We start from the raw sequence: 24,576 nt of genomic DNA on the forward strand, positions 1-24,576 counted from the left end.
AATTTAGCGCCAGGCGGTGATGCGTCCGTCGTCCGCCAGGATATAGAGGACATTGTTCGCGACGATCGGCGACTGCGACAGCGACGTCTTGAACTCGGTCGTCGCGATCAGCGACCCGTCGGCGGGCGAAAATTCGGAAAGCTGACCCTCGCTGTTCACCGCGATCAGGCGGCCACCGGCGAGGATCGGGCCGGTCCAGCGGATCGGGTCCTTCTTCTTCTTTTCGGTTTCGACGCGGAAACGTGCGAGCTGCTGGAGCCAGCGCACCTTGCCGGTGCCGCGCGCGACGCACAACAATTTGCCGTCGTCGGTCATCGCATAGACCCATTCGCCGACCACATAGGGCGTCGAAATGCCGGCGATCGAAATTTCCCAGCTGCGCTGGCCGGTGACGAGTTCGTAGCTCGCCATGCGGCCGCCCTGGCCGAGCGCGAAGACGCGGCCGCGGTCGATCACCGGGTCGGCATCGACGTCGGACAAGGTCGACACCGACAGCGCCATCGAGGTGCGCGCCAGCGCATCTTCCCAAAGGTCGCGGCCATTCTCGTACCGATAGGCCTGCACCTCACCCGACGAGAAGCCGGCGACGATCGTGCCCTGCCCCGCGGCGGGCGATCCGGCGCCGAAGATGCTGCCGGCTTCGAGCGACGCCGTCGCCTGCCACAGCACCGCGCCGTCGGCGGCGTTGAGCGCGATGATCTGATTGTCCTGGGTGATGACATAGACGCCGCCGAAGGCGATCGTCGGGGCGCCGCGCAGCGGCCCCGCGGGCTTCACCTTCCACAGGATCGATCCGTCGGCCGCGTTCAGCGCGGCGACATCGCCGACGCCGCTGGTCGCATAGACGACGCTACCGTCGACCGACGCGCCGCCGCCGAACAGCGAATCCTTGAAATCCTTGCCGGTGGTGCCGATCGACGCGCTCCACAGCGACGCGCCGGTGTCGGCCGAAAAAGCCGACACGACAGCATCGGTGCCGACCACGAACAGCCGGTTGTCCGAAACGACCGGTGCCGCGGCCAGCCGCTGCTTGTTGTTGCCGCCGGCGATGCTGGCGGTCCAGATCTGGCTGCGCGACGCGCCGAGCGCGGGGTGCCCCATCGATTTCGACGCGTTGCCGCCCGACTGCGCCCAGTTCGCGTTCACGACGGGATCGGGCAGCACGACCGCGACCGACGCCGTGGCGGGATCGACCTTGACGCTGTTGTCGTTCGACAGGATCGAGACGCGGTCGCCGACGGTCGGGGTTTTCGGCCCGCCATTGCCCTTGAGCACGCCGCAGCCGGAAAGCGCCAGCGCAATCAGCGCCACGCCGACAAAATTGGCTTTCCGCATTATTTCTTTTCCTCGGCTGGTCCGGCGGCCGCCGGTGCGACGCTGCCCTTCTGTTCCTTCGCGGCGCTCTCGGCCGCGCGATCCTTGACGACGTCGACGCCCAGCATGCCGGCCATCTGGACGGTGCGCGACTGCAGCGACTTGGGGATATTGGGGGTGTCGGCGATCCGGCCGTAAAGCGCGCCCGCCTCTTTAAACTGACCGAGCTGGTAATTCGCGGTTGCCGACAGTTCGGCGGCGCTCGGGAACCAGCTCGACGCGGGATCCTTGGCATCGACCATCGGTTTCATTCGCGCGATCACCACTTCGGGCTTCAGCGTGTCATATTCGAAGGCGGTCTGGCGGATCAGCGCCAGATCACGCAGCGACGGGTCGAGCTTGGTGTCGGCGGCGGCCTTGGCCATCAGCGCGGCAGCGGCTTTCAGGTCGCCGCGTTCGGCCTTCATGTTCGCCTGCTGGAACAGCGCGACGGCGCGATAGGCGGGGCCGCCGTCAGCCTCGATCTTGGTCAGCTCGGCGGTCGCCGCAGTCGGCTGCGCCGCCTTCAACTTGTCGAAGGCCGCGAGCAGCTGCTCGGCATTCTCGCCGCGCTTGGTTTCCTGCATATGGCCCCAATAAAGGTAGCCGCCGAACGCGATCAACGCCGCGACGACCCCGACCAAGATCCAGATGCCAAACCGCTGCCAGATGCTGTCGAGCTGGTCCTTGCGGACAGCCTCATCCACTTCCTGCAACAGGGCCGCATTGTTCGTCGGGCTCAACGCCACACATATTCTCCATAGACCGGGCAGGCACGAAGACGCCCGCCGGTGGTTTCCTTAGCGACGGCACCCGAAAAGGCCAAGCTTTTCACTTGGCCCGCGCACACCGCCTTATGCCGGATCAACCGGCGTAGATCTGATCTTCGGTGGGGAATGAACGGGACCTGACTTCGTCGGCATAATCCTTGACCGCGCCGTTCACCACGCCGGCCATATCCTGATAGCGTTTCACGAATTTGGGGACGCGATCGAACATGCCGAGCATGTCGTCGGTGACCAGCACCTGGCCGTCGCATTTGGCCGAGGCGCCGATGCCGATCGTCGGGCAGTCGACCTTCTCGGTGATCTCGATCGCGATCGATTCGAGCACGCCTTCGATGACGATCGAAAAGGCGCCCGCCTTTGCGACCGCGATCGCGTCCTCGACGATCGAGCGCGCTTCCTCTTCGCTCTTGCCCCGCACGCCATAGCCGCCGAGGATATTCACCGCCTGCGGGGTCAGCCCGACATGGCCCATTACCGGAATGCCGCGCTGGGTCAGGAATTCGATCGTCGGGGCGAGCACCTTGCCGCCCTCGACCTTGACCGCCGCGGCGCCGGTTTCCTTGAGCAGCCGCGCCGCATTGTCGAACGCCTGCTGCGGGCTGCCCTCATAGCTGCCGAAGGGCATGTCGACGATCACCGCCGCATGATAGCTGCCGCGCACCACCGCCGCGCCGTGCAGCGCCATCATGTCCATCGTCACGCCGACGGTGTGCGGCAGGCCATAGATCACCTGCGCCAGCGAATCGCCGACGAGCAGCATGTCGCAATGCGGATCGAGCAGCTGCGCCATGCGGACGGTATAGGCGGTCAGCATGACGATCGGCTCGCCGCCCTTGCGCTGGCGAATCCGCGGCACCGTCAGGCGTTTCATCGGCTGCGGCGTCGGATTGGCGCGGCTGGTTGAGGTGTCGTAGGTGAGCGTTTTTGGGAGCGTGGACATGGGGTCGCCGCTTACCCCCAAATAGAAGGCGGCGAAAGCGCCAAAGCCATGTCATGTTATTATTTGTTGACTCTATGTTAAAAATATTAGACATAGAGTGCATATTTCATGACATGGAGTCGAATCGGATGGCCTTCCGCGAGAAAATTCACTGGGTCACGCTGGTGACGATGATCCTGGCCTTCGGCTGGTACTTCCTCGCCTACCCTTGGCAGATCGCCGACAGTCCGGCGGCCGTGTGGGCGACGGCGGGGATGCTGGTGCCGGTCACCATCGCAATCATCGTCGCGATGACCGTCGCCACCGCCTTCCTTGCGATCCGCAACCGCGGAGAGGTCGATGTCAAAGAGGATGAACGCGACCGCAGCTTTCATATGCACGGCACCCATTATGCCTATTATCCGCTCGTCGTCGGCATCTGGGGCAACATCTTCCTGATCTTCTGGGGCATCGGCCAGGCGCAGCAGCTCAATCTGATGATCGCGACGCTGGTCGTCGCCGAGTTGGTCCGCATCGGGACCCAGTTGTTCCTCTATCGCCGGGGGTACTGAGCCATGTCCCCCGCGACCCTCGAATCCGCGCGGCAGCTTGCCGGCGCCGACACCGGAGACTTGTCGATGAACTTCCGTGAAAAGACCGCCTGGCTGAACGTCATCGCGATGGTCGCCGCCTATACCCTCTATTTCGGGCTGCTCCTGTCCGGGCATCCCGCCGGGCGCGAAATATTCCCCATGCTGTGGCTCTTCGGATCGATCGCCATAGCGCATGCCGCCACCGTCATCGTCGGCACGATCATCCTGTCGGCGCAGGCCCCGAAGTCGGAGCGCGCGCGCGCCGACGAGCGCGACCGCGCGATCCGCCGCCGCGGGGCGACCGCCGCCTATTATGTGCTGCTGGTGGGGATGATGGTCGTCGGCGTCTATATGCCCTTCGTCGACGGCGGGGTGCGGCTGGCGAATTGCGGCCTGTTCGCGATCGTCGCCGCCGAACTGGTGAACAGCGTCGTCGTGCTCCTGAGCTACCGGAGGGGCTGGCATGGCTAAGCCCCCTTTCACCAACGACATCCGTACGCTGCGCTTCCTTTCGGGCGAGATGACCCAAGGCGACCTCGGCGACCGGGTCGGGGTCACCCGCCAGACGATCGCGGCGATCGAACAGGGCAAATATTCTCCCTCGCTCGAAGTCGCCTTTCGCATCGCGCGCACGTTCGACAAGCCGCTCGAAGCGGTGTTCCAGTGGGACGAGAGCGCCGATTGAAACAGCGCGGCCGCGCGGGTGCGGCCTCGGCTCTCCCCGGGGCCGGGGCCGCACCTTGATTTGGCAGCGCCCGCGAAAAGGCCTAGGCTGGACCGTCCGAAAGGAGTCGCCGGTGCCCCGCCTTGCATTGCTCTGCTCCGCCCTGCTGGCCGCCGCGCCGCTGTCGGCGGAGTCGCCCGCCCCGCTCCCCGCCGACCTGCACCTGGTCCCGGTCGCTCCCGACACGAAACCACGCCCCTGGGCGATATTCCTCCCACGCGCCGCGGGGGTCGGCATACTCGCACCCGGCAATCAAAATGCCGACCTTGCCCGATATTTGAATGATCGCGGCATCGACGTCGTGATCGTCGACGACGACGCGGCGCTCGAGCGCCTTGCCCCGAAGGGATCGGCGGGTGAAAAGCGCGCGACGATTGCGCTCGACGCGATCGCACGGCTGCGTGAGCAGGGCCGCTTCGACATGCGCTGCCCCGGCGTCGTCGTCGGCTGGTCGCGCGGCGGCGAAGGCGCACTCACGCTGGCATCGAGCAAACAAGGCACTGACAGCGGCATTCGCGCCGCGATCGCCTATTATCCCTCGGTTGGCGGCCAGCCGTCCCCTTGGCCGCAGCGGATGCCGGTGCTGGCGCTGCAAGGTACCGCCGACGGGACCGCACCGGCCAAAAAGCTCGAAGCCCTCGCCGCCGGACGCATCAAGAATGACGAATATCCGTTTGTGATCAAACTCTATCCCGGTGCCAAACATCGCTTCGACGTTGCGCATCCCGTCGACGATCCGGCGAGCGCGACGATCGAGAAGGATTTCGACAGCGCGGCGCACGCCAACGCGCTCGCCGCTATCGACGCCTTCCTGACCGAGCGGGCGATCAGTGGGGAAAGCTGCGCTTTGGATTAATTCACCTCGTCATTCCGGCGAAGGCCGGGATCTCGACATTGCGTCAGTCCGAGACGGTGAGATCCCGGCCTTCGCCGGGACGACTATATGGGGTCAGGCGCCCACCGCAGTTAGCGCCGCGAGCTGCTCTTCTCTCAGAACCACATCCTCGCTGCCCATGATCTCGTCGAGTTGCGCGACGCTCGTCGCGCTCGCGATGGGCGCGGTGACGCCCGGCTGGGCGGCGACCCAGGCAAGCGCGATCTGCGACAGGGTGGCACCCGTCTCCGCCGCTATGGTATCCATCGCCGCCAGCATCGCCGGCCCCTTGCCCTCGACATAGGGCTTCACGCGCGGGCCGCGCGCGCTTTGGCCGATGTCGTCGACGCTGCGATATTTGCCCGACAAATACCCCGAAGCGAGGCTGAAATAGGTGACGACACCCAGCCCCTCGGCAACGCACAAATCCTGCAGCGCGCCCTGATATTGGCCGCGATCGAGCAGGTTGAGTTCGGGCTGCATCACCGTGAAACGCGGCAGGCCGTTGCCGTCGGCCACGCGCAGCGCCTCGGCCAGCCGATCGGCCGAATAGTTGGACGCGCCGATCGCGTCCACGACGCCCGCGTCGACCAGTTCGCCGAACGCGCCGAGCACCTCGTCCAACGGCACGTCCGGATCGTCCTTGTGCGCGAAATACAGGTCGATCCGGTCGGTGCCGAGCCGGTCGAGCGAACCCTGCACCGCCTCGCGGATGCGATCAGGCTTCAGCCCGCCGGGCATCATGCCGACCTTGGTCGCGATCATCACCCGGTCGCGCGCGCCGCCGGCCTTCAGCCAAGCGCCCATCATGCGCTCGGACTCGCCGCCCTTGTGGCCCGGCACCCAGGCCGAATAGACGTCGGCGGTGTCGATCATGCCGCCGCCCAGTTCGACGAATCGGTCGAGCACGGCGAAGCTCGCGTCGCGGTCCGCGGTCATGCCGAAGACATTGCCACCGAGCATGAAAGGCCGGATCGACAGGCCGCTCTGGCCCAATGCGCGTTCGGTCATGGCTTGCCTTTCACCGTCGCAACGGCCTCGCGCGGGTTGTCGCTGAACAGCCCGTCGATGCCGGTTTTCAGATAGGCGTCGATCTCGGCGCCCAGATCGCCATGGCCGGCGGGATTGATGCCCCCCTTGTCGGCGAGCGGCAGGAAATAATTTTCGCGGCGAAAGGTCCAGGGATGAACCTTGAGTCCTGCCGCATGGGCGTCCGCCACCAGCGTCGTCGGCTCGCCCAGCGTTCCGAGCGCGCCGCGCGGGATGACCATCGCCTTGTTGGGTCCGATACCGTCGGCATAGGCGGCGATGGCTTTCAGCCCGGCAGGCGTCGCCATGGCGGCATAGGTCGTCTTCGCATCGTCGGCAGGACCGCCTTCGCCGTCCATCAACTGGATCAGCGGCAGGTCGCTCCTGGCGCGGATCGCCTTGAGGTTCGCGACCTCAAAGCTCTGAATGAAGACCGGCGCGGTGCGGCCGCGATAGCCATAGCGGTCGAGCATCGCCAGCAGCGTCGCCTCGTGCGGCAGGCCGATCGACGCGAAATAGCCCGGATGCTTGGTTTCCGGATAGACGCCGACCGGGACCCGGCGCCCCTTGTTCGCTTCGGCCAGCAGCTCGAGGATTTCGGCGAAGGTCGGAACCTCATATTTGCCGTCATATCCGGTGCTGCGTAGTTGCGGCAATCGTTCCTTCGCACGCAGCGTCTTGAGTTCGGCAAGGGTGAAGTCCTCGGTGAACCATCCGGTGAACGCGGTTCCATCGATCGTCTTCGTCGTCTTGCGGCCGGCGAATTCGGGATGATCGGCGACGTCGGTGGTCTCCGAAATCTCATTCTCGTGGCGCGCGACGAGCACACCGTCCTTGGTCAGTACGAGGTCGGGTTCGATATAGTCGGCACCGAGGTCGATCGCGAGCTGATAGCCTTCAAGCGTATGTTCGGGGCGCTCGCCCGACGCGCCGCGGTGCGCGATGACGATCGGGGCCTTGCCGTCGAGCGTCGGCTGCTGCGCCGCCATCGGCTCAGCCCCGCACGCCGCGAGGAGCAGCGCCGGCACCACCGCCCAGCGCCGGATCATGCAAAGCGCGTCTGCCATTCGGCGGCCGAAAAGCCCGCGCTCACTCCGTCGGCCGCCTCGACTACCGGCCGTTTGATCATTGCCGGCTGGTCGAGCATCAAGGCCTTGGCCTTGCCCGCGTCCAGATCCGCCTTGTCCGCATCGGGCAGCTTGCGAAAGGTCGTCCCGGCCTTGTTGAGCAATTTCTCCCAGCCGATCGCGTCGATCCAGGATTGCAGCGTCGCGGGATCGAGCCCGTCCTTGCGAAAATCGTGGAATCTGTACGGAACGCCCGCCGCATCGAGCCAGGTCCGCGCCTTTTTCACCGTGTCGCAATTGGGAATTCCGTACAAAGTCAGTGCCATATATAGTCCATGTTAGAAGCCGCCGATGACAATAATGCGGCAGACCCTAAGCGATGGGTGGCAGGTCGGCAATGCGGGCGTTGGCGTTCGCCAATTTACCGCGAAGCGCGCGCGCAAAGCCTTCGTGCAGCGTGGCGGCGATGCCCGGATTGGCGGTGAGATAGGCGCGCAGCGAATGCGCCGGAATGAACCACATCCGCGCGTTGCTCGCGAGCAAGACGGTCCCGGTCGCATGGCTGCCGTCGAGCACTGTCGCCTCACCGATCAGCGTCCCGCCCGCCACGGTGCCGACGTCGATGCCCTCGCGCCGGATCGTCGCAACCCCGTCGGCAAGGTAAAAGAGGCTGGGCGCCGCCTGATCCTCGCGGATCAAGACCTCGCCGCGCCGCGCCGAAATCCAGTGCCCCTGATCGATCAGCCGGCGCGCATTGCTCGGGCTGAGCGCTTCGAAGTGCAGCCGCCGCAATTCCTGTTCCTCCGGCGAAAAAGCCACCTGGGCATCGCCGATCCAGTCCCGCCCCGCCTGTCCGAGGTTGACCGCGAGGATCAGCCCGACGAGCAGCGAATAGCCGGCGCCCGGAGCATGGAACAGGGTGAGCGGCAGCGCGACCAGCGCCGCAAGCGCCAGCCCGATGCGGACGTGCGTCAGGGTCAGCGCGAAGCTGGTTCCGAGCACCAGCAAAAGTGCGCCATATCCGAACCAGGCGGGATCGAAACTCGCCATATGAATCTTTTCAACAGGTGGCCCCTTACCTGGGCCACTAAGTGTAGAAGGTTACGGATTGCCGAACGGACGATCGCGATCCCCGCGCGCACGTCCCAAAAACCATAGCAAACTATCAGTTTTTCGCGGCAAAGAAAAGCACAGGTGCGCAAAAGCCGCGCCGATGCTAATTTCCTGATCCTTGCCTCCATGGTCCATTCGCGCCATGGCGGCGCGCGATTCGATTTTTGGATTTTGATTATGACACAGCCATGGCAGCCGCACAGCTGGCGCTCGCACGAAGCCCGCCAGCTTCCCACCTATTCGGACGAGGTCGCCCTCGCCGCGGCCGAGCGCGAGCTGTCGAATTATCCGCCGCTGGTGTTTGCCGGCGAGGCGCGCGAACTGACCAGCGAACTCGGCCGCGTCGCCGAGGGCAAGGCGTTCCTGCTCCAGGGCGGCGACTGCGCCGAAAGCTTCGCCGAATTCCATCCGAACAACATCCGCGACACCTTCCGCGTGCTGCTCCAGATGGCGGTCGTGCTGACCTTCGCGTCGAAAATGCCGGTGGTGAAGCTCGGCCGCATGGCGGGCCAGTTCGCCAAGCCGCGTTCGGCCGACATGGAAGACATCGATGGCGTCGAGCTGCCGAGCTATCGCGGCGACATCATCAACGACATCGCGTTCGAAGCATCGGGCCGCGCGCCCGACCCGCAGCGCATGGTCAAGGCGTACAACCAGTCGGCGGCAACGCTGAACCTGCTGCGCGCCTTCGCCGGCGGCGGCTATGCCAATCTGCGCCAGGTCAACGCCTGGACGCACGACTTCATGGACCGCAGCCCCTGGGCGAAGAAATATCAGGAAACCGCCGCGCGCATTTCCGAAGCGCTCGCCTTCATGGAAGCGTGCGGCGTCACGCCCGAAACGGTGCCGCAGATCAAGGGCACCAGCTTTTACACCAGCCATGAAGCGCTGCTGCTTCCCTATGAGCAGGCGCTGACGCGGCAGGACAGCCTGACCGGCGGCTGGTACGACACCTCGGGCCATATGCTGTGGGTCGGCGATCGCACGCGCTTCGAAGGCTCGGCGCATATCGAGTACCTCCGCGGCATCGGCAATCCGGTCGGCATGAAATGCGGGCCGAGCCTCGAACCCGACGTCCTGCTCCGCCTGCTCGACACGCTCAATCCCAATCATGTCGCGGGGCGCATGACGCTGATCACGCGTTATGGCCATGACAAGATCGAGGCGCACCTGCCGCGGCTTGTCCGCGCGGTGAAGGAATCGGGCCATCCCGTCGTCTGGTCGTGCGACCCGATGCACGGCAATGTCATCAAGACGCCCAACGGCTACAAGACGCGCCCGTTCGAGCGCATCCTCGCCGAGGTGCGCGGCTTCTTCGCGGTCCACCGCGCCGAGGGCACGCATGGCGGTGGCATCCATATTGAGATGACCGGCCAGAATGTCACCGAATGCACCGGCGGCGCGATGGACGTGACCCAGATGGACCTCGCCGACCGCTATCACACCCATTGCGACCCGCGTTTGAACGCGGGTCAGTCGCTGGAACTGGCGTTCCTGCTGGCCGAAATGCTCAACCAGGAAATGAGCGAACGGGCGAAGCAGGCGGCCTGATCAGCCTCATCAACTCGTCATTGCGAGGAGCGAAGCGACGCGGCAATCCAGAGCAGGCGTAAACCGCCCTGGATTGCTTCGCTTCGCTCGCAATGACGAAGCCTTTTTCTCCGGTCCTATTTCTCCGTCCCGCTCCAAGCCTTGGTGTCGGCGAACACCCGGCCGAGCGCGACGTGCAGGTCGGCATCCTCCGCCGCGCCGCCGAGCGGGATCGCGTCGCTGAAATTGTCGGCGGCCTTGTGATAGTCGCTGCCGAGGAATTTCTCGAGCAACGGCATGTCCGAGAAACTTCCCCCGACCATCAGCGACGGCACGCCCTTGGCGCCGAGTGCCCAGCCGTCCTGCCGCTGGACAAAGGCGTCGGCCTCGCCATCCTCGTCAAGCTTGCGGCCGAGGTCGGTGGAAACCTTGCGCACCACCGCGTCATAGGCGGGACGCCCGCGCCCGATCGTCGCGACCGGCGTGCCGCGCGGCGAGATGGCGATGGTGTCGATGTTGAGCGCGACGGTGATGTCGCCCAGCGGCACCACCGGATGGTCGGCAAAATAAGTGGCGCCGAGCAGGCCCTTTTCCTCGGCGGTCGTCGCCATGAAATAGATGTCGCGGTCGGGACGCGGGCCGCTGGCGAGCCGCTTGGCGACCTCGGTAAGCACGGCGATGCCGCTCGCATTGTCGACCGCGCCGTTGCAGATGCGGTCAGCATCGCCCTCGCCGCCGCAGATCCCCAGATGGTCCCAATGGCCGAGGAACAGCACCGCCTTGCCGTCGGGTTTCGCGCCCGGCAGTTTGGCGATGATATTGTGGCTGGCATAGGAACGCACTTCGGTCTCGGCGCTGAGGTTCGCGGTGACGGCGAGGTCGGTGCCGCGATAATCGGGCGACTTGGCGGCTTCGAGCGCCGCGACCGCCGGCTTGCCGACCTTGGTCAGCAAGGCCTGCAGCGCGGGCGCCGCGATGAAGCCCGTCGCCGCCGCGCCGGGCTTGGCGCCGGCAAGCTTGGTGGTCTGCGATCCGAACGATCCCTGCACCGCCGCCCAGGGCAGCGCGTCGCTCGCGACGACCAGCACCGCGGTCGCGCCCGCGTCGGCGAGCATCTGGCGCCGGTCGCGATAGCGCGGCATCTTCTCGCCGAACGGCACCGCCTCGGAGAGCAGGATCGCGACCTTGCCCTTCACATCGGCGGCGACCTCGCCCGATGCATCGACACCATAGCCGACGAAGATCACCGGAACGTCCGCCAGCGCCAGCGAGGCGTCGCGTCCGGTCAGGACGATGCTGTCGTCCGACAGCGGAAAGGCGCGGCCGCGTACCTTGAACTGGACGCTGCCCGCGATCGCGGCGCTTTCGACCAGCGGCACCGGTTGCAGCCAGGGGGTTTCGCTGCCCGGCACGGGCTGGAGCCCCATCCTGGCCCATTCGCCGACGATATAGGCGATGGTGCGGTTCTCGCCCTCGGTCCCCGGCGCGCGCCCCTCGAACGCGTCGCTCGCCAGCACGCGCATATGCGCGGCGAGGTCGGCTTCGGTAATCGGGGGATCGACCGGCCTGGCCTGAACGGCGGAAACGGAGACGGCGATCAGAGCGACGGCCGCGATCGCGGCGCGAAATTTTATTGCGTGCATGGCGGCGCGGCATGGCATGTCCGCGAACGACCGGCAAGACGGTTCGTCGAAGCGGGTCGGGCGTTTATCGCCCCGCCCGCTCCAGCAGCGCGCGGGCCGCGGCGACATGCATATCTTCGATCATCCGCCCCGCATGTCGCTGCGCCCCGCCGGTCGCCGCGGCAACCAGCGCTTCGGCCTCGGCGATCTCGCGCGTGGACGGCGCAAAGGCGGCATTGCACGGCTCGACCTGCGACGGGTGGATCAGCGTCTTGCCGTCGAACCCCAGCCGCCGCCCCTCGGCGGCTTCCGTCGCAAAACCTTCGGCGTCGTCGATGGCGTTATAGACCCCGTCGAAGCCATATTTCCCACCCGCGCGCGCCGCGAGCACGATCGCCTGAATCGCGTGGCTCATCGCGCCGCGGTCCATGCCGTCGGGCAGCTTCAGTTCGTAGGCAAGGTCGTTCAGCCCCGCGATCAGCCCTGCCACCGCCGGATCGCCCGCAATCTCGCGCGCGGCATAGATGGCGGTCGGGGTCTCGATCATCGCAAGCAGCGATAGGCCGAGTCCGCGCGCGGGTTCGAGGTCGGCGATGGCATCGACCTTCGGCAGCACCACGGCATCGAGCCGCAGCCCGGCGACCGCGTTGATGTCGGCCGCCTGATGCTCGCTCCCCGTGCCGTTGATCCGCACCGCGATCCGCTTGCCCGGGAACCCAGCGACCACCGCCGCGCGCATCGCCGCACGCGCCTCTTCCTTGCGGTCGGCGGGCACCGCATCCTCAAGATCGACGATCAGCATGTCGGCCGCAAGCCCCTGCGCCTTCTCCAGCGCGCGGGCGTTGGAACCGGGAACATAGAGCAACGAGCGGGGCGCAAAATCGATCATGCGCTTTTCTGTGGCGCAAGCCGGGCAATGTCGCAATAAGTTAGCGCCAGAGGTTTGCGACCAAGCAGAGGGGATTTGTCATGGGTTTTGGGTTTGCCATCGCGATCGTAGTGCTCGCCTTGTTCTTCCTGATCTGGGCGATGACGCCGGTCCGGCAGGGCTTCAGCTATACGATCGAACGGTTCGGACGCTACACGCACACCGCGCAGCCGGGGCTCAACTTCATCACCCCCTTCTTCGACCGCGTCGGCCGCAAGGTGAACATGATGGAACAGGTGCTCGACATCCCGGGCCAGGAAATCATCACCAAGGACAATGCGATGGTCGCGGTCGACGGCGTCGTCTTCTTCCAGGTGCTCGACGCCGCGAAGGCCGCTTACGAAGTCAGCGACCTCTATCTTGCGATCATGAACCTGACGACGACCAACCTGCGCACCGTGATGGGTTCGATGGACCTCGACGAGACGCTGTCGAAGCGCGACGAGATCAACGCGCGCCTGCTGCACGTCGTCGACGATGCGACGACGCCGTGGGGCGTCAAGATCACCCGCGTCGAGATCAAGGACATCCGCCCGCCCGCCGACATTTCGAACGCGATGGCGCGGCAGATGAAGGCCGAGCGCGAAAAGCGCGCCAACATCCTCGAAGCCGAAGGCATGCGCGCGTCGGAGATCCTGCGCGCCGAGGGTGAGAAGCAAGGCCAGATCCTGCAGGCCGAAGGCCGCCGCGAGGCCGCCTTCCGCGACGCCGAGGCCCGTGAACGCGAAGCCGAGGCCGAAGCCAAGGCGACCCAGATGGTGTCCGACGCGATCGCGAACGGCAATGCGCAGGCGATCAACTACTTCATCGCGCAGAAATATGTCGAGGCAGTGGGCCAGTTCGCGACCAGCCCCAATGCCAAGACGATCCTGTTCCCGGTCGAGGCGACGCAGTTGATCGGTACGCTCGGCGGCATCGGCGAACTCGCCAAGGATGCGCTGGCCAGCCGCGAAGGGAGCCGCTGACATGCCCGACTGGATTGCGAACATGGAGCCGCATTGGGCCTGGCTGTCGATCGGCGTGCTGCTCGCGGCGGCCGAGATCGTCGCGCCGGGCTTCTTCCTCGTCTGGCTCGGCGCCGCCGCGATCGTCACCGGCATCGTCGCGTGGATCGTCCCGATCGGTGTCCCGCTGCAGCTCGCTATCTTTGCCATATTGTCGATCGTCGCGCTTTACGCGGGGCGCAAATATCTGCGCGACAATCCGATCACCACCACCGACCCGCTGCTCAACCAGCGCGGCGGGCGGCTGGTCGGCGAAGTGCTGACGGTGACCAAGGCGATCGAGGACGGCCGCGGCCGCGCCAAGGTCGGCGACGGCGAATGGCCGGTGCGCGGCCCGGATACCGCCGAAGGCACCAAGGTCCGCGTCGTCAGCGCCGAGGGCGGGTTGCTGGTGGTGGAACTGGCTTAGGCTAAACCACATCTCGTCATTGCGAGGAGCCGAAGGCGACGCGGCAATCTCAAGCTATCGGCCTTTCGCAAGGTCGATAGCCGGAGATTGCTTCGCTCCGCTCGCAATGACGAATATCTCTATCCGCCGCGCGGTCGTACGTAGATATTAACGATCTCGGGTAGCACATCGCTCTCGCCGATCAGGCCGAACCCCAGCTTCGCCGCGACGCGCTCCGATGCGCCGTGTCCCGGTTCGATGATGCAACGGATGTCCGCCGCATTGAGGTTCGCGTCGGCCCAGGCCAGCGCCGCGCCCATCGCCTCGGTCGCGAGGCCGCCGCCCCAGTGATCGGCGTCGAACGCCCAACCCGCCTCGGGCTGCCCCTCGAGTTCGGCTATGCCCCGCCCGAAATAGCTGAGGCCGCCCATGCCGATCAGCCGGTCGGTCGCCTTGTCGGCGAACACCCAATAGCCATAGCCCATCACCGGCCACAGCCCGGCCGCCGACAGGAATTTTCCCCAGCTGACATCGGGCGCGCGCGGTTCGCCGCCGATGAAGCGCGTCACGCGCTCGTCGGCCCACATCGCGATATGGTCGGCTTTGTCCGACAGGCGGTGCTCGCGCAGGCGCAGGCGGTCGGTTTCGATGATCGGGGGCGTCGTGAACATGGCGCCGGGCTATCAGCGCACACGCTGCGCGGCAAGCCGCCGATCCCGCAAAGGCGAAGCCCCGAAAATGGGGAGAGAGAGCCCTTTGGAGGCTCCGCCTTTGCGAGCCGGTCAGGCGGCCACGGCCGCCAATTCCTCGTGCCGCGCCGGCGCTGCCGAGCTGTGCTGCGGCATCACCGCATCGGCATAATCGCTTTCATATTTGCCGATCAGTGCGCGGTCGTCATGATTCCACGGGTGGAAGCCAGGCAGGAAATAGCTGAGCCAGGGCAGGAAGCTCTTGCGCAGCACCCCCGGCTTGCCGAGCAGATACCACCAGATACGCGCCGTGACCCGCCAGCCGGTCAGGCCGTCCTGCTTCAGCAGCGCCTTCATCCCCTTGACGCGCTTCGGCCAGAAGCGGGTGGTGACGAGCAGCATCATGATCGACTTGGCGCGCCAGCGCTTGAATCGGCTCCAGTCCTTCGTCGCGTGCAGCCAGGTGTCATAGGCGACGCCCTTATGCTCGATCTCCTCGATCGCGTGCCATTTCCACAGCGCCGCCCATTCGGGTTCGGCGCCCGCATACATGCTGTCGTCGCGCAGCATCACCGCTGCCATCATCGCGGTATAATGTTCGAGCGCGATCGTAGCCATCAGGTTGACGATCTGCGGCCGCGCCTTGATCAGGTCGAGGACGTGGTTCACATCGTCTTCGAGCTCGCTGAGGTCGTAACCCGCTTCCGCCGCCTTCTTGTTGAACACCACATGCTCGCGGCTGTGGATCACTTCCTGCTGGGTGAAGGCGCGGATTTCGCGCGCCAATTTGTCGGGCACGCCATCGCGGTGCGCTTTCACCGCCTCGATGAACATCGCCTCGCCGCGCGGGAAGGTCACCGACAGCGCGGTGTGAAAAGCCGAGGCGATCGGGTCGCCGTTCAGCCACCAGCGGCCCTGCCGGTCGTCGCGGCCGAAGCGCATGTCGCGCGGCGTGATCGCAAGGTCGGCGGGGGTCGGGTTGTGGGAAAAGCTGGACATATGGTCTGCACCGTCGAAAAGGAGAGGAAGGGCGTGGGGACGTCCTATGGGGCATATGTTAAAGGTTACTTACAGTGGTGTCAATAGTAGCGAAGAAGCGCCTGAGTCCCGAAGAGAGCCGGTCGGCGGCGCTCGAGGCGGCGCGGACGATCCTGATCGAGATGGGGCCGGCGGCGGTGACGCTGAAAGCCGTGGCGGCGCGCATCGACCGCACCCACGCCAATCTGCTGCATCATTTCGGCAGCGCGGCGGGACTGCAAAAGGCACTCGCCGCCTATCAGGCCGAAACCGTCTGCGCGACGATCGGCCGGAAGATGGCGGAATCGCCACCGGGCGAACGCAATGTGCGCGAGATCGTCGACCTCGCCTTCGACGCCTTCAACGAGGGCGGCGCCGGCGCGCTCGCGACCTGGATGGCTGCGACGGGCAACGAGGATGCGCTCGACCCGATCGTCGAGGCGATCCACCGGCTGATCGACAACATCGCGCCCGACGCGCATGAAAAGCGCCTGATGCACGAAGATACGCTGGCACTGGTGCTGATGGCGCTGGGCGATGCGCAGCTCGGCGGCCCGATGGCCGAGGCGCTCGACCTGCCGCGCGACACGTCGCGGGTGCTGGCGACCGAATTGATCACCGGCAGGATCGCGAAATTCTGGGCTGAGCACGGCGGCAAGCCTGCTGCCTGAAGGCTAGCAATTTTGTTGCGCGCGCGCTAAGGGGCCGCATCCCGTCATTCCGTTCGCATCGAGCGAAGTCGAGACTCCCTTCGGTCGTGTGCCCCGATGGGTGTCTCGACTTCGCTCGACACGAACGGGATTTGATGTGTAGTTTTCCCGTCTCCCGCGCCCAAAGGCCCCGCCATGCATTTCCTCGATCAAGCCAAGATATTCGTGAAGTCCGGTGACGGCGGCCCCGGCGCCGTCAGTTTCCGGCGCGAGAAATATGTCGAATATGGCGGTCCCGACGGCGGCAACGGCGGCAAGGGCGGCGACATCATCTTCGAAGCGGTCGCCGGGCTCAACACGCTGATCGACTTTCGCTACACCCAGCATTTCAAGGCCAAGCGCGGCACCCCCGGTGCCGGCCGCGACCGCACCGGCGCCGGTGGCCCCGACCTCTTGATCAAGGTGCCGATCGGCACCCAGATCCTCGACGACGACGAAGAGCGCAGCCTGCTCGCCGACCTGACCAAGGAGGGCGAACAGGTCACCTTCCTGCGCGGCGGCGACGGCGGGCGCGGCAATGCAAGCTACAAGACCAGCACCAACCGCGCCCCGCGCCAGCACGGCCCCGGTTGGCCCGGCGAGGAGATGTGGGTGTGGCTGCGGTTGAAGCTGCTCGCCGACGCGGGGCTGGTCGGTTTGCCCAATGCCGGCAAATCGACCTTCATCAATGCGGTGAGCAATGCGCAGGCCAAGGTTGGCGCCTACGCCTTCACCACGCTGCGCCCGCAGCTCGGCGTCGTCAGCCACAAGGGCAATGAATTCGTCGTCGCTGACATCCCCGGCCTGATCGAGGGCGCCGCCGACGGCGCCGGGGTCGGCGACCGTTTCCTCGGCCATATCGAACGTTGCCGCGTGCTGCTCCACCTCGTCGACGCGAACGACGAGGATGTCGCGACCAGCTATCGCATCGTGCGCAACGAGCTTGAGGCCTATGGTGCCGACCTGCTCGACAAGCCGGTGGTGGTCGCGCTCAACAAGGTCGACACGCTCGACGACGAGCTGATCGCGGCGTTGTCGGCCGAACTCGCCAAAGAAAGCGGCCATCCGGTGATGGCGCTGTCGGGCGCGAGCGGCGCGGGCATCGAAGCCGTGCTCGACAAGCTGCTCGAAGCGGTGGCGGGCGACGTCGCGGGCGAAGACCCCGACGGCGATGCCGACGCCGCATGGTCCCCCGTCTAGGAACCAAGCGCCGAGGCGGGACTTGGTTGAGGGAACAGCAGGAGTCCCCAATGCCCCCTCGTCGCCTGATCCCTTATAGCCTCGCCGCCTCGTCCTTGCTGGCGTTGACGGCGCCTGTCTTCGCGCAAGAGGCCGAAACGCCCGCCCCCAAACGCACGCGCATCATCGCCGGACCACAGCTTTCGCCAGCCTGGCCGGGCGCGAAAGACCTGTCGATCGGCCCCTATCTCGATCTCTCGCGCGAGCATGAAGGCACCGAATTCACCTTCGAAGCCGCCGACGAAAGCTTCGGCGCGCCGCTCCTCCAGGCCGGCGACTTCGCCTTCGGCCCGGCCTTCGGCTTCGTCGGCAAACGCACCGCCGCCGATGTCGGCGCCAACCTGCCCAAGGTCGGGCTGACGATCGAAGCGGGCGGGTTCGCGCAGGTGTCGCTGACCCCGAACTTTCGCCTGCGGGCGGAGGCACGGCGAGGCCTCGGCGGCCATGACGGCTTCGTCGGCGAGGTCAGTGCCGATTATGTCGTGCGCGACGGCGACGACTGGCTCTTCTCCGTCGGCCCGCGCGTGACGCTCGGCGACGGCAAATATCAGCGCGCCTATTTCGGGGTGAGCCCGGCCGCAGCGGCCGCCTCGGGCCTTCCCGCCTTCGATATCGACGGCGGCGTTCACGCGGTCGGGCTGACTGCCGGTTATCTCCGCCAGCTCAGCCCGAACTGGGGTCTCGCGGCCTATGCCCGCTACGACCGCCTCGTCGGCGACGCCGCGCGCTCGCCCGTCGTCCGCCAACTGGGGTCGCGCGACCAGCCATCGGTCGGCGTCGCGCTCAGCTACACCTTCGGCGGCGATCGCTGAGCAAAGCCATTGGCGCGCGGCGCCGCCCGCGCTATCGGCGCCATCATGAGCCTCTTTCCGCCCGCCGCCTGCCCCCGCCTGATCGTCAAGATCGGCTCGGCGTTGCTCGTCGATCCGGACGGCACGGTGCGGCGTGACTGGCTGACCGGCATCGCCGCCGACATCGCCGCACGCGCCAGGGCAGGCCAGCAGGTCGCGGTCGTCTCGTCGGGCGCGATCGCGCTCGGCGCACGGCGGCTCGGGCTGACCAAGGGCGGGCGCGCCAGCCTCGAGGATGCGCAGGCCGCCGCCGCAACCGGACAGATCGCGCTGTCGCAGGTGTGGGCCGAGGTGCTTGGCGCCGAGGGGCTGACCGCGGCGCAGATGCTCGTCACGCTCGACGACCTCGAACATCGCCGCCGTTACCTCAACGCCGCCGCGACGCTCGACCGCCTGCTCAGCCTCGGCGTGGTGCCGATCATCAACGAGAATGACAGCGTCGCGACCGAGGAGATCCGTTTTGGCGACAACGACCGGCTCGCCGCGCGCGTGGCGCAGGCGGCGGGCGCCGACGGCGTGATCCTGCTCAGCGACATCGACGGGCTGTACGACCGCAACCCCGCGCAGGATGGCGCCGTCCATATCGCGCGCATCGAGCGTATCGACGCCGCCATCGAGGCGATGGCCGACACCGGGTCGGCCTCGGGCATGGGGTCGGGCGGCATGGTGTCGAAGATCGCGGCGGCGCGGATCGCCAACGCCGCGGGCGCGCATCTCGCGATTGCGTCGGGGCGCATCGACCACCCGCTCTCGACCGAAGCGCGGCACAGCCTGTTCGTCGCCGAAAAGGGCGCGAGCGCGCGTAAGGCCTGGCTCGCCGGTGGGCTGACCGCCAAGGGACGGCTCGGCATCGACGCCGGCGCGGTCAAGGCGCTGCAGGGCGGCGCCAGCCTGCTCGCCGCCGGAGTATCGACCGTCGCAGGCAGCTTCGCACGCGGCGACATTCTCGACATCGCCGGTCCCGATGATCGCGTCGTCGCGCGCGGTCTTGCCGAATATACCGCCGCCGACGCGGCCGCGATCCTCGGCCTCGGCCGCGACGCGCAAGAGGCGGCGCTCGGCTATGCGCCGCGCAGCGCCGTCGTCCACCGCGACCATATGGTGCTGCTGTGACCGCGCCGGTGCTGGCGATGACCGGCGCGACCGGCTTTGTTGGCGGCGCGACGATGCGACGCGCGATAGAACAGGGCTGGCACGTCCGCGCCCTCACCCGTCGTCCGCAGGAGCAACGCGACGGCGTCACCTGGATCGCCGGCGCGCTCGACCAGCCCGATGCACTCGCCGACCTCGCGGCGGGCAGCGACATCGTCCTGCACATCGCGGGTGTCGTCAATGTGCTCACCCGCGCCGCGTTCGAAGCCGGCAACGCCACCGCGACCAGCAACGTCGTCGATGCCGCGCGCGGCGCAGGGATCACCCGCTTCGTCCATGTCTCGTCGCTTGCGGCGCGCGAGCCGGACCTCTCCAACTACGGCTGGTCGAAGGCGCGCGCCGAAACGATCGTCAAGGCGAGCGGGCTCGACTGGACGATCGTTCGCCCGCCGGCCGTGTTCGGACCCGGCGATACCGAGATGCTCGACATCTTCCGCATGGCGCGCCGCGGCATCGCGCTGCTGCCGCCCGCAGGGCGGATGTCGGCAATCTACGTCGACGAACTCGCGCGCCTGCTCGTCGCGCTCGCCGCCGATCGCAACGCCAGCATCGGCGCGATCTACGAACCCGACGACGGGAAGGCCGGCGGCTGGTCGCACCGCAGCTTTGCCCGCGCGGTCGGCCGCGCCGTCGGCCGCAGCCATGTCTCGACCCTCACTATTCCGGCGACCTTGCTCAAGGCCGGCGGACGGATCGACAAGCTGGTGCGCCGCAGCCGCGCCAAGCTGACCCCCGACCGCGCGCGCTATATCGCGCACCCCGACTGGGTCGCGACCGCCGGCGCCTGCCCGCCGCCCGACCTGTGGCGCCCCGAAATCGACACCGGCGATGCGCTGGCCGAAACAGTCCGTTGGTACCGCCGCGAAAACTGGCTCTGACGCCGCCGGTGGGGCGCCGTCGCCCGCCGGTCGAAGCGTGCATTGCCAAGGGCAAGCCGCATCCCTAGGTTTGCACATATGACCGACAGCACCGCGAACACGCCCAACGATCCCGCCGGCCCTTGGGCCATCCCCGTTCGCCGCCCGCTGCCCGGCGAGGACAAGCCGAAAGGCACGACCAGCTTTCCGCGCAAGGTCTGGAACCTGCTCGTCGCGATCAAGGACGGGTTGGCGCTCATCTTCCTGCTCCTCTTCTTCGTCGTACTCTTCGGCCTGTTCGCGGGGCGCCCCAATCCATCGCTGCCGGTCAGCGAAGGCGCTTTGCTACTCCAGCTCGACGGCGTCGTCACCGAACAGCCGGCCGAGATCGATCCGTTCGCGGCGCTGTCGGGCGGCAACAATCTCAAGGAAATCCGCGTCCGCGACGTAGTCCACGCGCTCGAAACCGCGGCCGACGACAAACGGATCACCTCGGTCGTGCTCGACCTCGACCGCTTCCTCGGCGGCGGGCAGGTCTCGCTCGCCGAGATCGGTGACGCGCTCGACAAGGTCCGCGCACAGAAAAAGCCCGTCCTCGCCTTCGCCACCGCCTACACGACTGACAGCTATCAGCTCGCCTCCCACGCCAGCGAGATATGGGCTGACCCGATCGGCGGCGTCGCGATCGCCGGACCCGGCGGTTCGCGGCTCTATTACAAGGGGCTGATGGACAAGCTCGGCGTCACCGCGAACATCTATCGCGTCGGCACCTTCAAGAGCGCGGTCGAGCCCTATCTGCGCGCCGACCAGTCGCCCGAAGCGAAACAGGCCGACCTCGCCTATGCCGGCGCCCTGTGGGAAAATTGGCTGGCCGACGTCAAAAAGGCCCGCCCGAAGGCGAAGATCGATCCCTTCATCGCCGACACCGCGGGTGCGGTGCGCGCCGCGGGCAACGACCTGTCGAAGGCGTCGCTCGACGCCGGGCTGATCGACACGCTCGGCAGCCGGATGGCGTTCAGCAGCCGGGTCGCCGAAATCAGCGGTTCGTTCGACGACAGCCAGCCGTGGAACTATAATGCGATCCCGCTCGACAACTGGGTCGCCGCCAATCCGCCGAAGCAGCCCGGCAGCGCGATCGCGGTGGTGCCCGTGATCGGCGAGATCGTCGACGGCGAGGCGCCGAACGGCAGCGCCGGTGGCCAGACGATCGCCCAGCACATCCTCGACGCCGCGGCCGACGACAGCGTCAAGGCGATCGTCCTGCGCGTCGATTCGCCCGGTGGGTCGGTGCTCGCATCCGAGGAAATCCGCCAGGCGCTGCTCGCCGCAAAGGCGAAGAAACTGCCCGTCGTCGTGTCGATGGCCAATGTCGCGGCGTCGGGCGGCTACTGGATTGCAACGCCCGCCGACCGCATCTTCGCCGAACCCGACACGATCACCGGGTCGATCGGCGTCTTCGGCATCCTGCCAAGCTTCGAACAAACGCTCGCCAAGGCCGGCGTGACCACCGACGGCATCAAGACGACGCCCTTGTCGGGCCAGCCCGACATCCTCGGCGGGGTGAACGACGAGTTCAACCAGTTGGCGCAGGCCAGCGTCGAGGATATCTACGGGCGCTTCACCGGCCTCGTTGCCAAAAGCCGCAAGCAGCCGATCGAGAAGATCCGCGAGATCGCCGAAGGGCGTGTCTGGGCCGGCGGCACCGCGCGCCAGATCGGGCTGGTCGACCAGTTCGGCGGCCTGCCCGACGCGATTGCCGCCGCGGCTAAACTGGCCAAGGTCGATGGCGACGTCCACGCCAAATATTTCGAGAATGAGCCGAGCGAGTTTTCGAAGATGCTCGCGAGCTGGACCGGCGCCGAACAGGAACCGACCGCGGCGTTGCCGCGCGGCTGGTTCGGCATCGCGGCGATGAACCGCCAGATGATCGAACGCCGCGTCGTGCAGGACCTCTCGCTGCTGACCGAGGCCGGGTCGGTGCAGGCATCGTGCCTCGACTGCCGCGCCTATCTGCCCGCCGTGCCGCGGCCGGGCCAGGCGGAGACCCGGGGTTTCCTCGCCACGCTAGCGTTGTTGATGCGCTGATACTCCCCTCCCGCTTGCGGGAGGGGTCGGGGGAGGGCCTGTTGCCTTCCCGCCCTTACGACATGCCCTCCCCTAACCCCTCCCGCGAGCGGGAGGGGGACTGTTTGCGCCGCCGCCGCTGGCGCACGAACAGCATCACGAATCCCAGCACAACCGTCACCAGGCTGACCGCCGTGAAGCCGATCAGCAGCGGGTGGTGCGTATCCTCGCGGGTCTGCAGGTCCATGATGTGCAGCCCCCAGAAAAAATCATAGCCGCGCCAATATCCCGTCCGCAGCGCCAGCAACTCGCCGGTATCGGCATCGACATAGGCATGAAGCCCGCCGTCATAAACGATCCGCCACGCCGGGCGATCGCGCCGCAGTTCGATCGGATTGGCGTCGGCGGCGAAGCGGCGTACCGAGAGCAGCTTGCCCGGCGCCTTTAACGCGCCATCGGCGATCACCCGCGCCTCGGCGGCGGTGACGGGCGGCAAGAGCGCGCCGGTCGTCGCATCGGCGGCGCGGCTGTCGTCGCCGGTATAGCGCACCAGCCACACCGGTTTCGCCCCGCGCATCGCCAGCTCCAGCTTTTGCACCGGGCGGCCATTTAGCTGCGGCGGCACCGCCGCCAAGGTCGCGGGGATCGCAACCGGCTCGCTGCGCAGATCGCTGCCGCGCACTTCATCGATCGGCTTGATCACCATGACCAACCCCGACAGCGTCCACAGGATCAGCGGCACGCCGACCAGCCAGCCAAGCCAGATATGGATGCGGAGCAGCTGCGCGCGCAGCCGCGTCTTCAGCGCGCTCATGCCGCCGCCGCCAGCTCCCGCGCATGACCCGCGATGGCATCGGCGAGCGTATCGACGAGCGCGAGCGGCAGGTCATGCCCCATGCCCGGGATCGTCATCAAGCGCGCGCCGGGGATGCTCGCCGCGGTGTCCTTGCCGCCCGCGAGCGGCACGAGCGGATCGGCCTCGCCATGGATCACCAGCGCCGGCGCGGCGATTGTCTTCAGCATCGCGCGGCGGTCGCCGTCGGCGACGATCGCCGCCATCTGCCGCGCGACGCCCTGCGGGTACCAGCCGCGCTCGAAATCGCCGCGCACCCGGCGCTGCAACCGTTCTTCCTCGGCGGGATAGGCGGGGCTGCCGATCACCCGCGCGGCGCGTACCGAATAGGCGATCATCGCCTCGGGATCGCCACTCATCGGCCGGTTGGCGAGCACCGCCATCGCGTCCTTGTTGGCGCGCGGCAATCTGGGGTTGCCGGTGGTCGACATGATCGAGGTCAGCGACAGGGTACGGTCGGGATAGCGCGCCGCGATATGCTGCGAAATCATGCCGCCCATCGACGCGCCGACGATATGCGCCTGCACGACGCCGAGATGGTCGAGCAGCGCGATCCCGTCGGCCGCCATGTCGGCGAGCGTGTAAGCGGGACGCACCGGCAGGCGCAACGCCGCCTTGACGAACATCCATTTCAGGTTGGGTACCCCCGCCGCCTCGAAGCGCGTCGACAGGCCGACGTCGCGATTGTCGTAGCGGATAGTGCGGAAACCATGAGCATTGAGCGCATCCACGAACTCGTCGGGCCACAAAGTCAGCTGCCCGCCCAGCCCCATTACCAGCAGAATGACCGGCGCATCGCGCGGCCCCTTGTCCTCATAGGTGATGTCGATGCCGTTTGCGGTCGTCTGCGTTGTCGTCATGGAAAGCCCCTGCAAGGGTCAGGCCCTTCGCGCGGCGATGGTGCTGACATCCGTGTTCACCGACGAACCTGCCACAGCCAGCGTATTTGGCAAGCCCGCGGCGCAGGAGCCGCGCGCGGCGCGCAAGCGGCCGAACCGCTCACCCCATCCCGCACACATCGCGAACAGCCGGTCGCGCAGCATCACCGCGGCGAGGATCGGTGGCGCGGCCAATAGCATGACCCCCGCCGTCATCGCCGCATCGCAATCGACCGCGCAGTCGGCCGACGCGACGCCGGCGCCAAAACTGATCAACAAAACTTCCAAGGCCCCCACGCGCCCCTTTCGTGCGATGCGGGCTAGGCGTGGCGGGTTAATCGATTCTGACAGCCCG

Annotated in this window: 27 protein-coding genes; 13 read left to right on the top strand and 14 right to left on the bottom strand. The window is 66.8% G+C overall.

Translation table 11 applies throughout. From position 1 onward, the window contains the following. Positions 1-3: 3 nt before the first annotated feature. The 3 genes from AC07U1_RS01025 to panB form a co-directional block, all read right to left on the bottom strand. On the bottom strand, positions 4-1,335 hold the full coding sequence (locus tag AC07U1_RS01025) for an outer membrane protein assembly factor BamB family protein (RefSeq protein ID WP_495178621.1): 1,332 nt from the start codon (positions 1,333-1,335) through the stop codon (positions 4-6). Further along, on the bottom strand, positions 1,335-2,102 hold the full coding sequence (locus AC07U1_RS01030) for a tetratricopeptide repeat protein (protein ID WP_495178622.1): 768 nt from the start codon (positions 2,100-2,102) through the stop codon (positions 1,335-1,337). The genes AC07U1_RS01025 and AC07U1_RS01030 overlap by 1 nt, the downstream gene beginning before the upstream one ends. Positions 2,103-2,217: 115 nt before the next feature. Further along, positions 2,218-3,081 carry a 3-methyl-2-oxobutanoate hydroxymethyltransferase gene (gene panB / locus AC07U1_RS01035; protein WP_056343565.1) on the bottom strand — a complete coding sequence of 288 codons (864 nt, stop codon included), beginning with the start codon at positions 3,079-3,081 and terminating at the stop codon, positions 2,218-2,220. Positions 3,082-3,194: 113 nt separating this feature from the next. Here panB and AC07U1_RS01040 point away from each other — a divergent pair, with 113 nt between their 5' ends. The 4 genes from AC07U1_RS01040 to AC07U1_RS01055 all read left to right on the top strand — a co-directional run bounded on the left by AC07U1_RS01040 (position 3,195) and on the right by AC07U1_RS01055 (position 5,233). Beyond that, complete coding sequence (locus AC07U1_RS01040) at positions 3,195-3,632, top strand: hypothetical protein (RefSeq protein WP_495197620.1); 438 nt, start codon at positions 3,195-3,197, stop codon at positions 3,630-3,632. A 3-nt stretch (positions 3,633-3,635) separates the two neighbouring features. Beyond that, on the top strand, positions 3,636-4,124 hold the full coding sequence (locus AC07U1_RS01045) for a hypothetical protein (protein WP_495178624.1): 489 nt from the start codon (positions 3,636-3,638) through the stop codon (positions 4,122-4,124). Beyond that, positions 4,117-4,338, top strand: a complete 222-nt coding sequence (locus tag AC07U1_RS01050; RefSeq protein ID WP_056343571.1) for a helix-turn-helix transcriptional regulator — start codon at positions 4,117-4,119, stop codon at positions 4,336-4,338. Before AC07U1_RS01045 ends, AC07U1_RS01050 begins: the two co-directional genes overlap by 8 nt. A gap of 112 nt (positions 4,339-4,450) precedes the next feature. Continuing rightward, positions 4,451-5,233 carry a dienelactone hydrolase family protein gene (locus tag AC07U1_RS01055; RefSeq protein ID WP_495178625.1) on the top strand — a complete coding sequence of 261 codons (783 nt, stop codon included), beginning with the start codon at positions 4,451-4,453 and terminating at the stop codon, positions 5,231-5,233. A gap of 93 nt (positions 5,234-5,326) precedes the next feature. Here the strand turns inward: AC07U1_RS01055 and AC07U1_RS01060 are convergent, their stop codons facing one another. From AC07U1_RS01060 to AC07U1_RS01075, 4 genes are read right to left on the bottom strand one after another with little or no spacing between them, the layout of a single operon-like run. Then, entirely contained in the window at positions 5,327-6,262 is a 936-nt protein-coding gene (locus AC07U1_RS01060; RefSeq protein WP_495178626.1) for an aldo/keto reductase, read from the bottom strand. After that, positions 6,259-7,329 (bottom strand): glycerophosphodiester phosphodiesterase, encoded by a 1,071-nt coding sequence (locus AC07U1_RS01065; RefSeq protein WP_495178627.1) that lies wholly within the window; start codon positions 7,327-7,329, stop codon positions 6,259-6,261. The genes AC07U1_RS01060 and AC07U1_RS01065 overlap by 4 nt, the downstream gene beginning before the upstream one ends. Continuing rightward, positions 7,326-7,673, bottom strand: a complete 348-nt coding sequence (locus AC07U1_RS01070; protein WP_495178628.1) for an ArsC family reductase — start codon at positions 7,671-7,673, stop codon at positions 7,326-7,328. Before AC07U1_RS01070 ends, AC07U1_RS01065 begins: the two co-directional genes overlap by 4 nt. A 46-nt stretch (positions 7,674-7,719) precedes the next feature. Beyond that, a complete protein-coding gene (locus AC07U1_RS01075; RefSeq protein ID WP_495178629.1) occupies positions 7,720-8,397 on the bottom strand; it encodes a Crp/Fnr family transcriptional regulator in 678 nt (225 codons plus the stop codon). Positions 8,398-8,637: 240 nt separating this feature from the next. On the opposite strand from AC07U1_RS01075, the gene AC07U1_RS01080 reads away from it, so the two are divergent. Continuing rightward, on the top strand, positions 8,638-10,011 hold the full coding sequence (locus tag AC07U1_RS01080; protein ID WP_495178630.1) for a class II 3-deoxy-7-phosphoheptulonate synthase: 1,374 nt from the start codon (positions 8,638-8,640) through the stop codon (positions 10,009-10,011). Between the two features lie 116 nt (positions 10,012-10,127). Here AC07U1_RS01080 and AC07U1_RS01085 read toward each other — a convergent pair whose 3' ends face one another. Further along, complete coding sequence (locus AC07U1_RS01085; RefSeq protein WP_495178631.1) at positions 10,128-11,633, bottom strand: M28 family peptidase; 1,506 nt, start codon at positions 11,631-11,633, stop codon at positions 10,128-10,130. 64 nt (positions 11,634-11,697) lie between these two features. After that, the gene (locus AC07U1_RS01090; protein WP_495178632.1) at positions 11,698-12,501 is read right to left on the bottom strand and encodes an HpcH/HpaI aldolase/citrate lyase family protein; all 804 of its coding nucleotides are present in this window, start codon (positions 12,499-12,501) and stop codon (positions 11,698-11,700) included. An 80-nt stretch (positions 12,502-12,581) separates the two neighbouring features. On the opposite strand from AC07U1_RS01090, the gene AC07U1_RS01095 reads away from it, so the two are divergent. Continuing rightward, positions 12,582-13,505: an SPFH domain-containing protein gene (locus AC07U1_RS01095; RefSeq protein ID WP_056343591.1), complete on the top strand. Its 924-nt coding sequence runs from the start codon at positions 12,582-12,584 to the stop codon at positions 13,503-13,505. A 1-nt stretch (position 13,506) separates the two neighbouring features. Further along, a complete protein-coding gene (locus AC07U1_RS01100) occupies positions 13,507-13,953 on the top strand; it encodes an NfeD family protein (protein ID WP_056343594.1) in 447 nt (148 codons plus the stop codon). Positions 13,954-14,072: 119 nt separating this feature from the next. Here AC07U1_RS01100 and AC07U1_RS01105 read toward each other — a convergent pair whose 3' ends face one another. Both AC07U1_RS01105 and AC07U1_RS01110 read right to left on the bottom strand, forming a co-directional pair. Beyond that, the gene (locus tag AC07U1_RS01105; RefSeq protein ID WP_495178633.1) at positions 14,073-14,603 is read right to left on the bottom strand and encodes a GNAT family N-acetyltransferase; all 531 of its coding nucleotides are present in this window, start codon (positions 14,601-14,603) and stop codon (positions 14,073-14,075) included. 111 nt (positions 14,604-14,714) lie between these two features. After that, positions 14,715-15,620, bottom strand: a complete 906-nt coding sequence (locus AC07U1_RS01110; protein WP_495178634.1) for a metal-dependent hydrolase — start codon at positions 15,618-15,620, stop codon at positions 14,715-14,717. An 83-nt stretch (positions 15,621-15,703) separates the two neighbouring features. Between AC07U1_RS01110 and AC07U1_RS01115 the strand changes: the two genes are divergently transcribed. The 6 genes from AC07U1_RS01115 (at position 15,704) to sppA (ending at position 22,511) form a co-directional block, all read left to right on the top strand. Then, a complete protein-coding gene (locus AC07U1_RS01115) occupies positions 15,704-16,309 on the top strand; it encodes a TetR/AcrR family transcriptional regulator (protein WP_056346987.1) in 606 nt (201 codons plus the stop codon). A 174-nt stretch (positions 16,310-16,483) separates the two neighbouring features. Beyond that, positions 16,484-17,527, top strand: coding sequence for a GTPase ObgE (gene obgE, locus AC07U1_RS01120; RefSeq protein ID WP_495178635.1), 1,044 nt, complete (start codon positions 16,484-16,486; stop codon positions 17,525-17,527). A gap of 50 nt (positions 17,528-17,577) precedes the next feature. Continuing rightward, positions 17,578-18,378, top strand: a complete 801-nt coding sequence (locus AC07U1_RS01125; protein WP_492736242.1) for a MipA/OmpV family protein — start codon at positions 17,578-17,580, stop codon at positions 18,376-18,378. Between the two features lie 45 nt (positions 18,379-18,423). Further along, positions 18,424-19,530: a glutamate 5-kinase gene (gene proB / locus AC07U1_RS01130; protein WP_495178636.1), complete on the top strand. Its 1,107-nt coding sequence runs from the start codon at positions 18,424-18,426 to the stop codon at positions 19,528-19,530. Between the two features lie 17 nt (positions 19,531-19,547). Continuing rightward, on the top strand, positions 19,548-20,447 hold the full coding sequence (locus tag AC07U1_RS01135) for an NAD-dependent epimerase/dehydratase family protein (protein WP_495178889.1): 900 nt from the start codon (positions 19,548-19,550) through the stop codon (positions 20,445-20,447). A 78-nt stretch (positions 20,448-20,525) separates the two neighbouring features. Then, positions 20,526-22,511, top strand: a complete 1,986-nt coding sequence (gene sppA / locus AC07U1_RS01140) for a signal peptide peptidase SppA (protein WP_495178637.1) — start codon at positions 20,526-20,528, stop codon at positions 22,509-22,511. Positions 22,512-22,566: 55 nt separating this feature from the next. Here sppA and AC07U1_RS01145 read toward each other — a convergent pair whose 3' ends face one another. From AC07U1_RS01145 to AC07U1_RS01155, 3 genes are read right to left on the bottom strand one after another with little or no spacing between them, the layout of a single operon-like run. Next, positions 22,567-23,304, bottom strand: a complete 738-nt coding sequence (locus AC07U1_RS01145) for a PepSY domain-containing protein (protein ID WP_495178638.1) — start codon at positions 23,302-23,304, stop codon at positions 22,567-22,569. Then, positions 23,301-24,203, bottom strand: coding sequence for an alpha/beta fold hydrolase (locus AC07U1_RS01150; protein ID WP_495178639.1), 903 nt, complete (start codon positions 24,201-24,203; stop codon positions 23,301-23,303). Before AC07U1_RS01150 ends, AC07U1_RS01145 begins: the two co-directional genes overlap by 4 nt. A gap of 18 nt (positions 24,204-24,221) precedes the next feature. Continuing rightward, positions 24,222-24,509, bottom strand: coding sequence for a hypothetical protein (locus tag AC07U1_RS01155; RefSeq protein ID WP_492742643.1), 288 nt, complete (start codon positions 24,507-24,509; stop codon positions 24,222-24,224). Positions 24,510-24,576 lie beyond the last annotated feature (67 nt).

It is taken from the genome of Sphingopyxis sp. GW821-FHT02C12, from assembly GCF_059421785.1.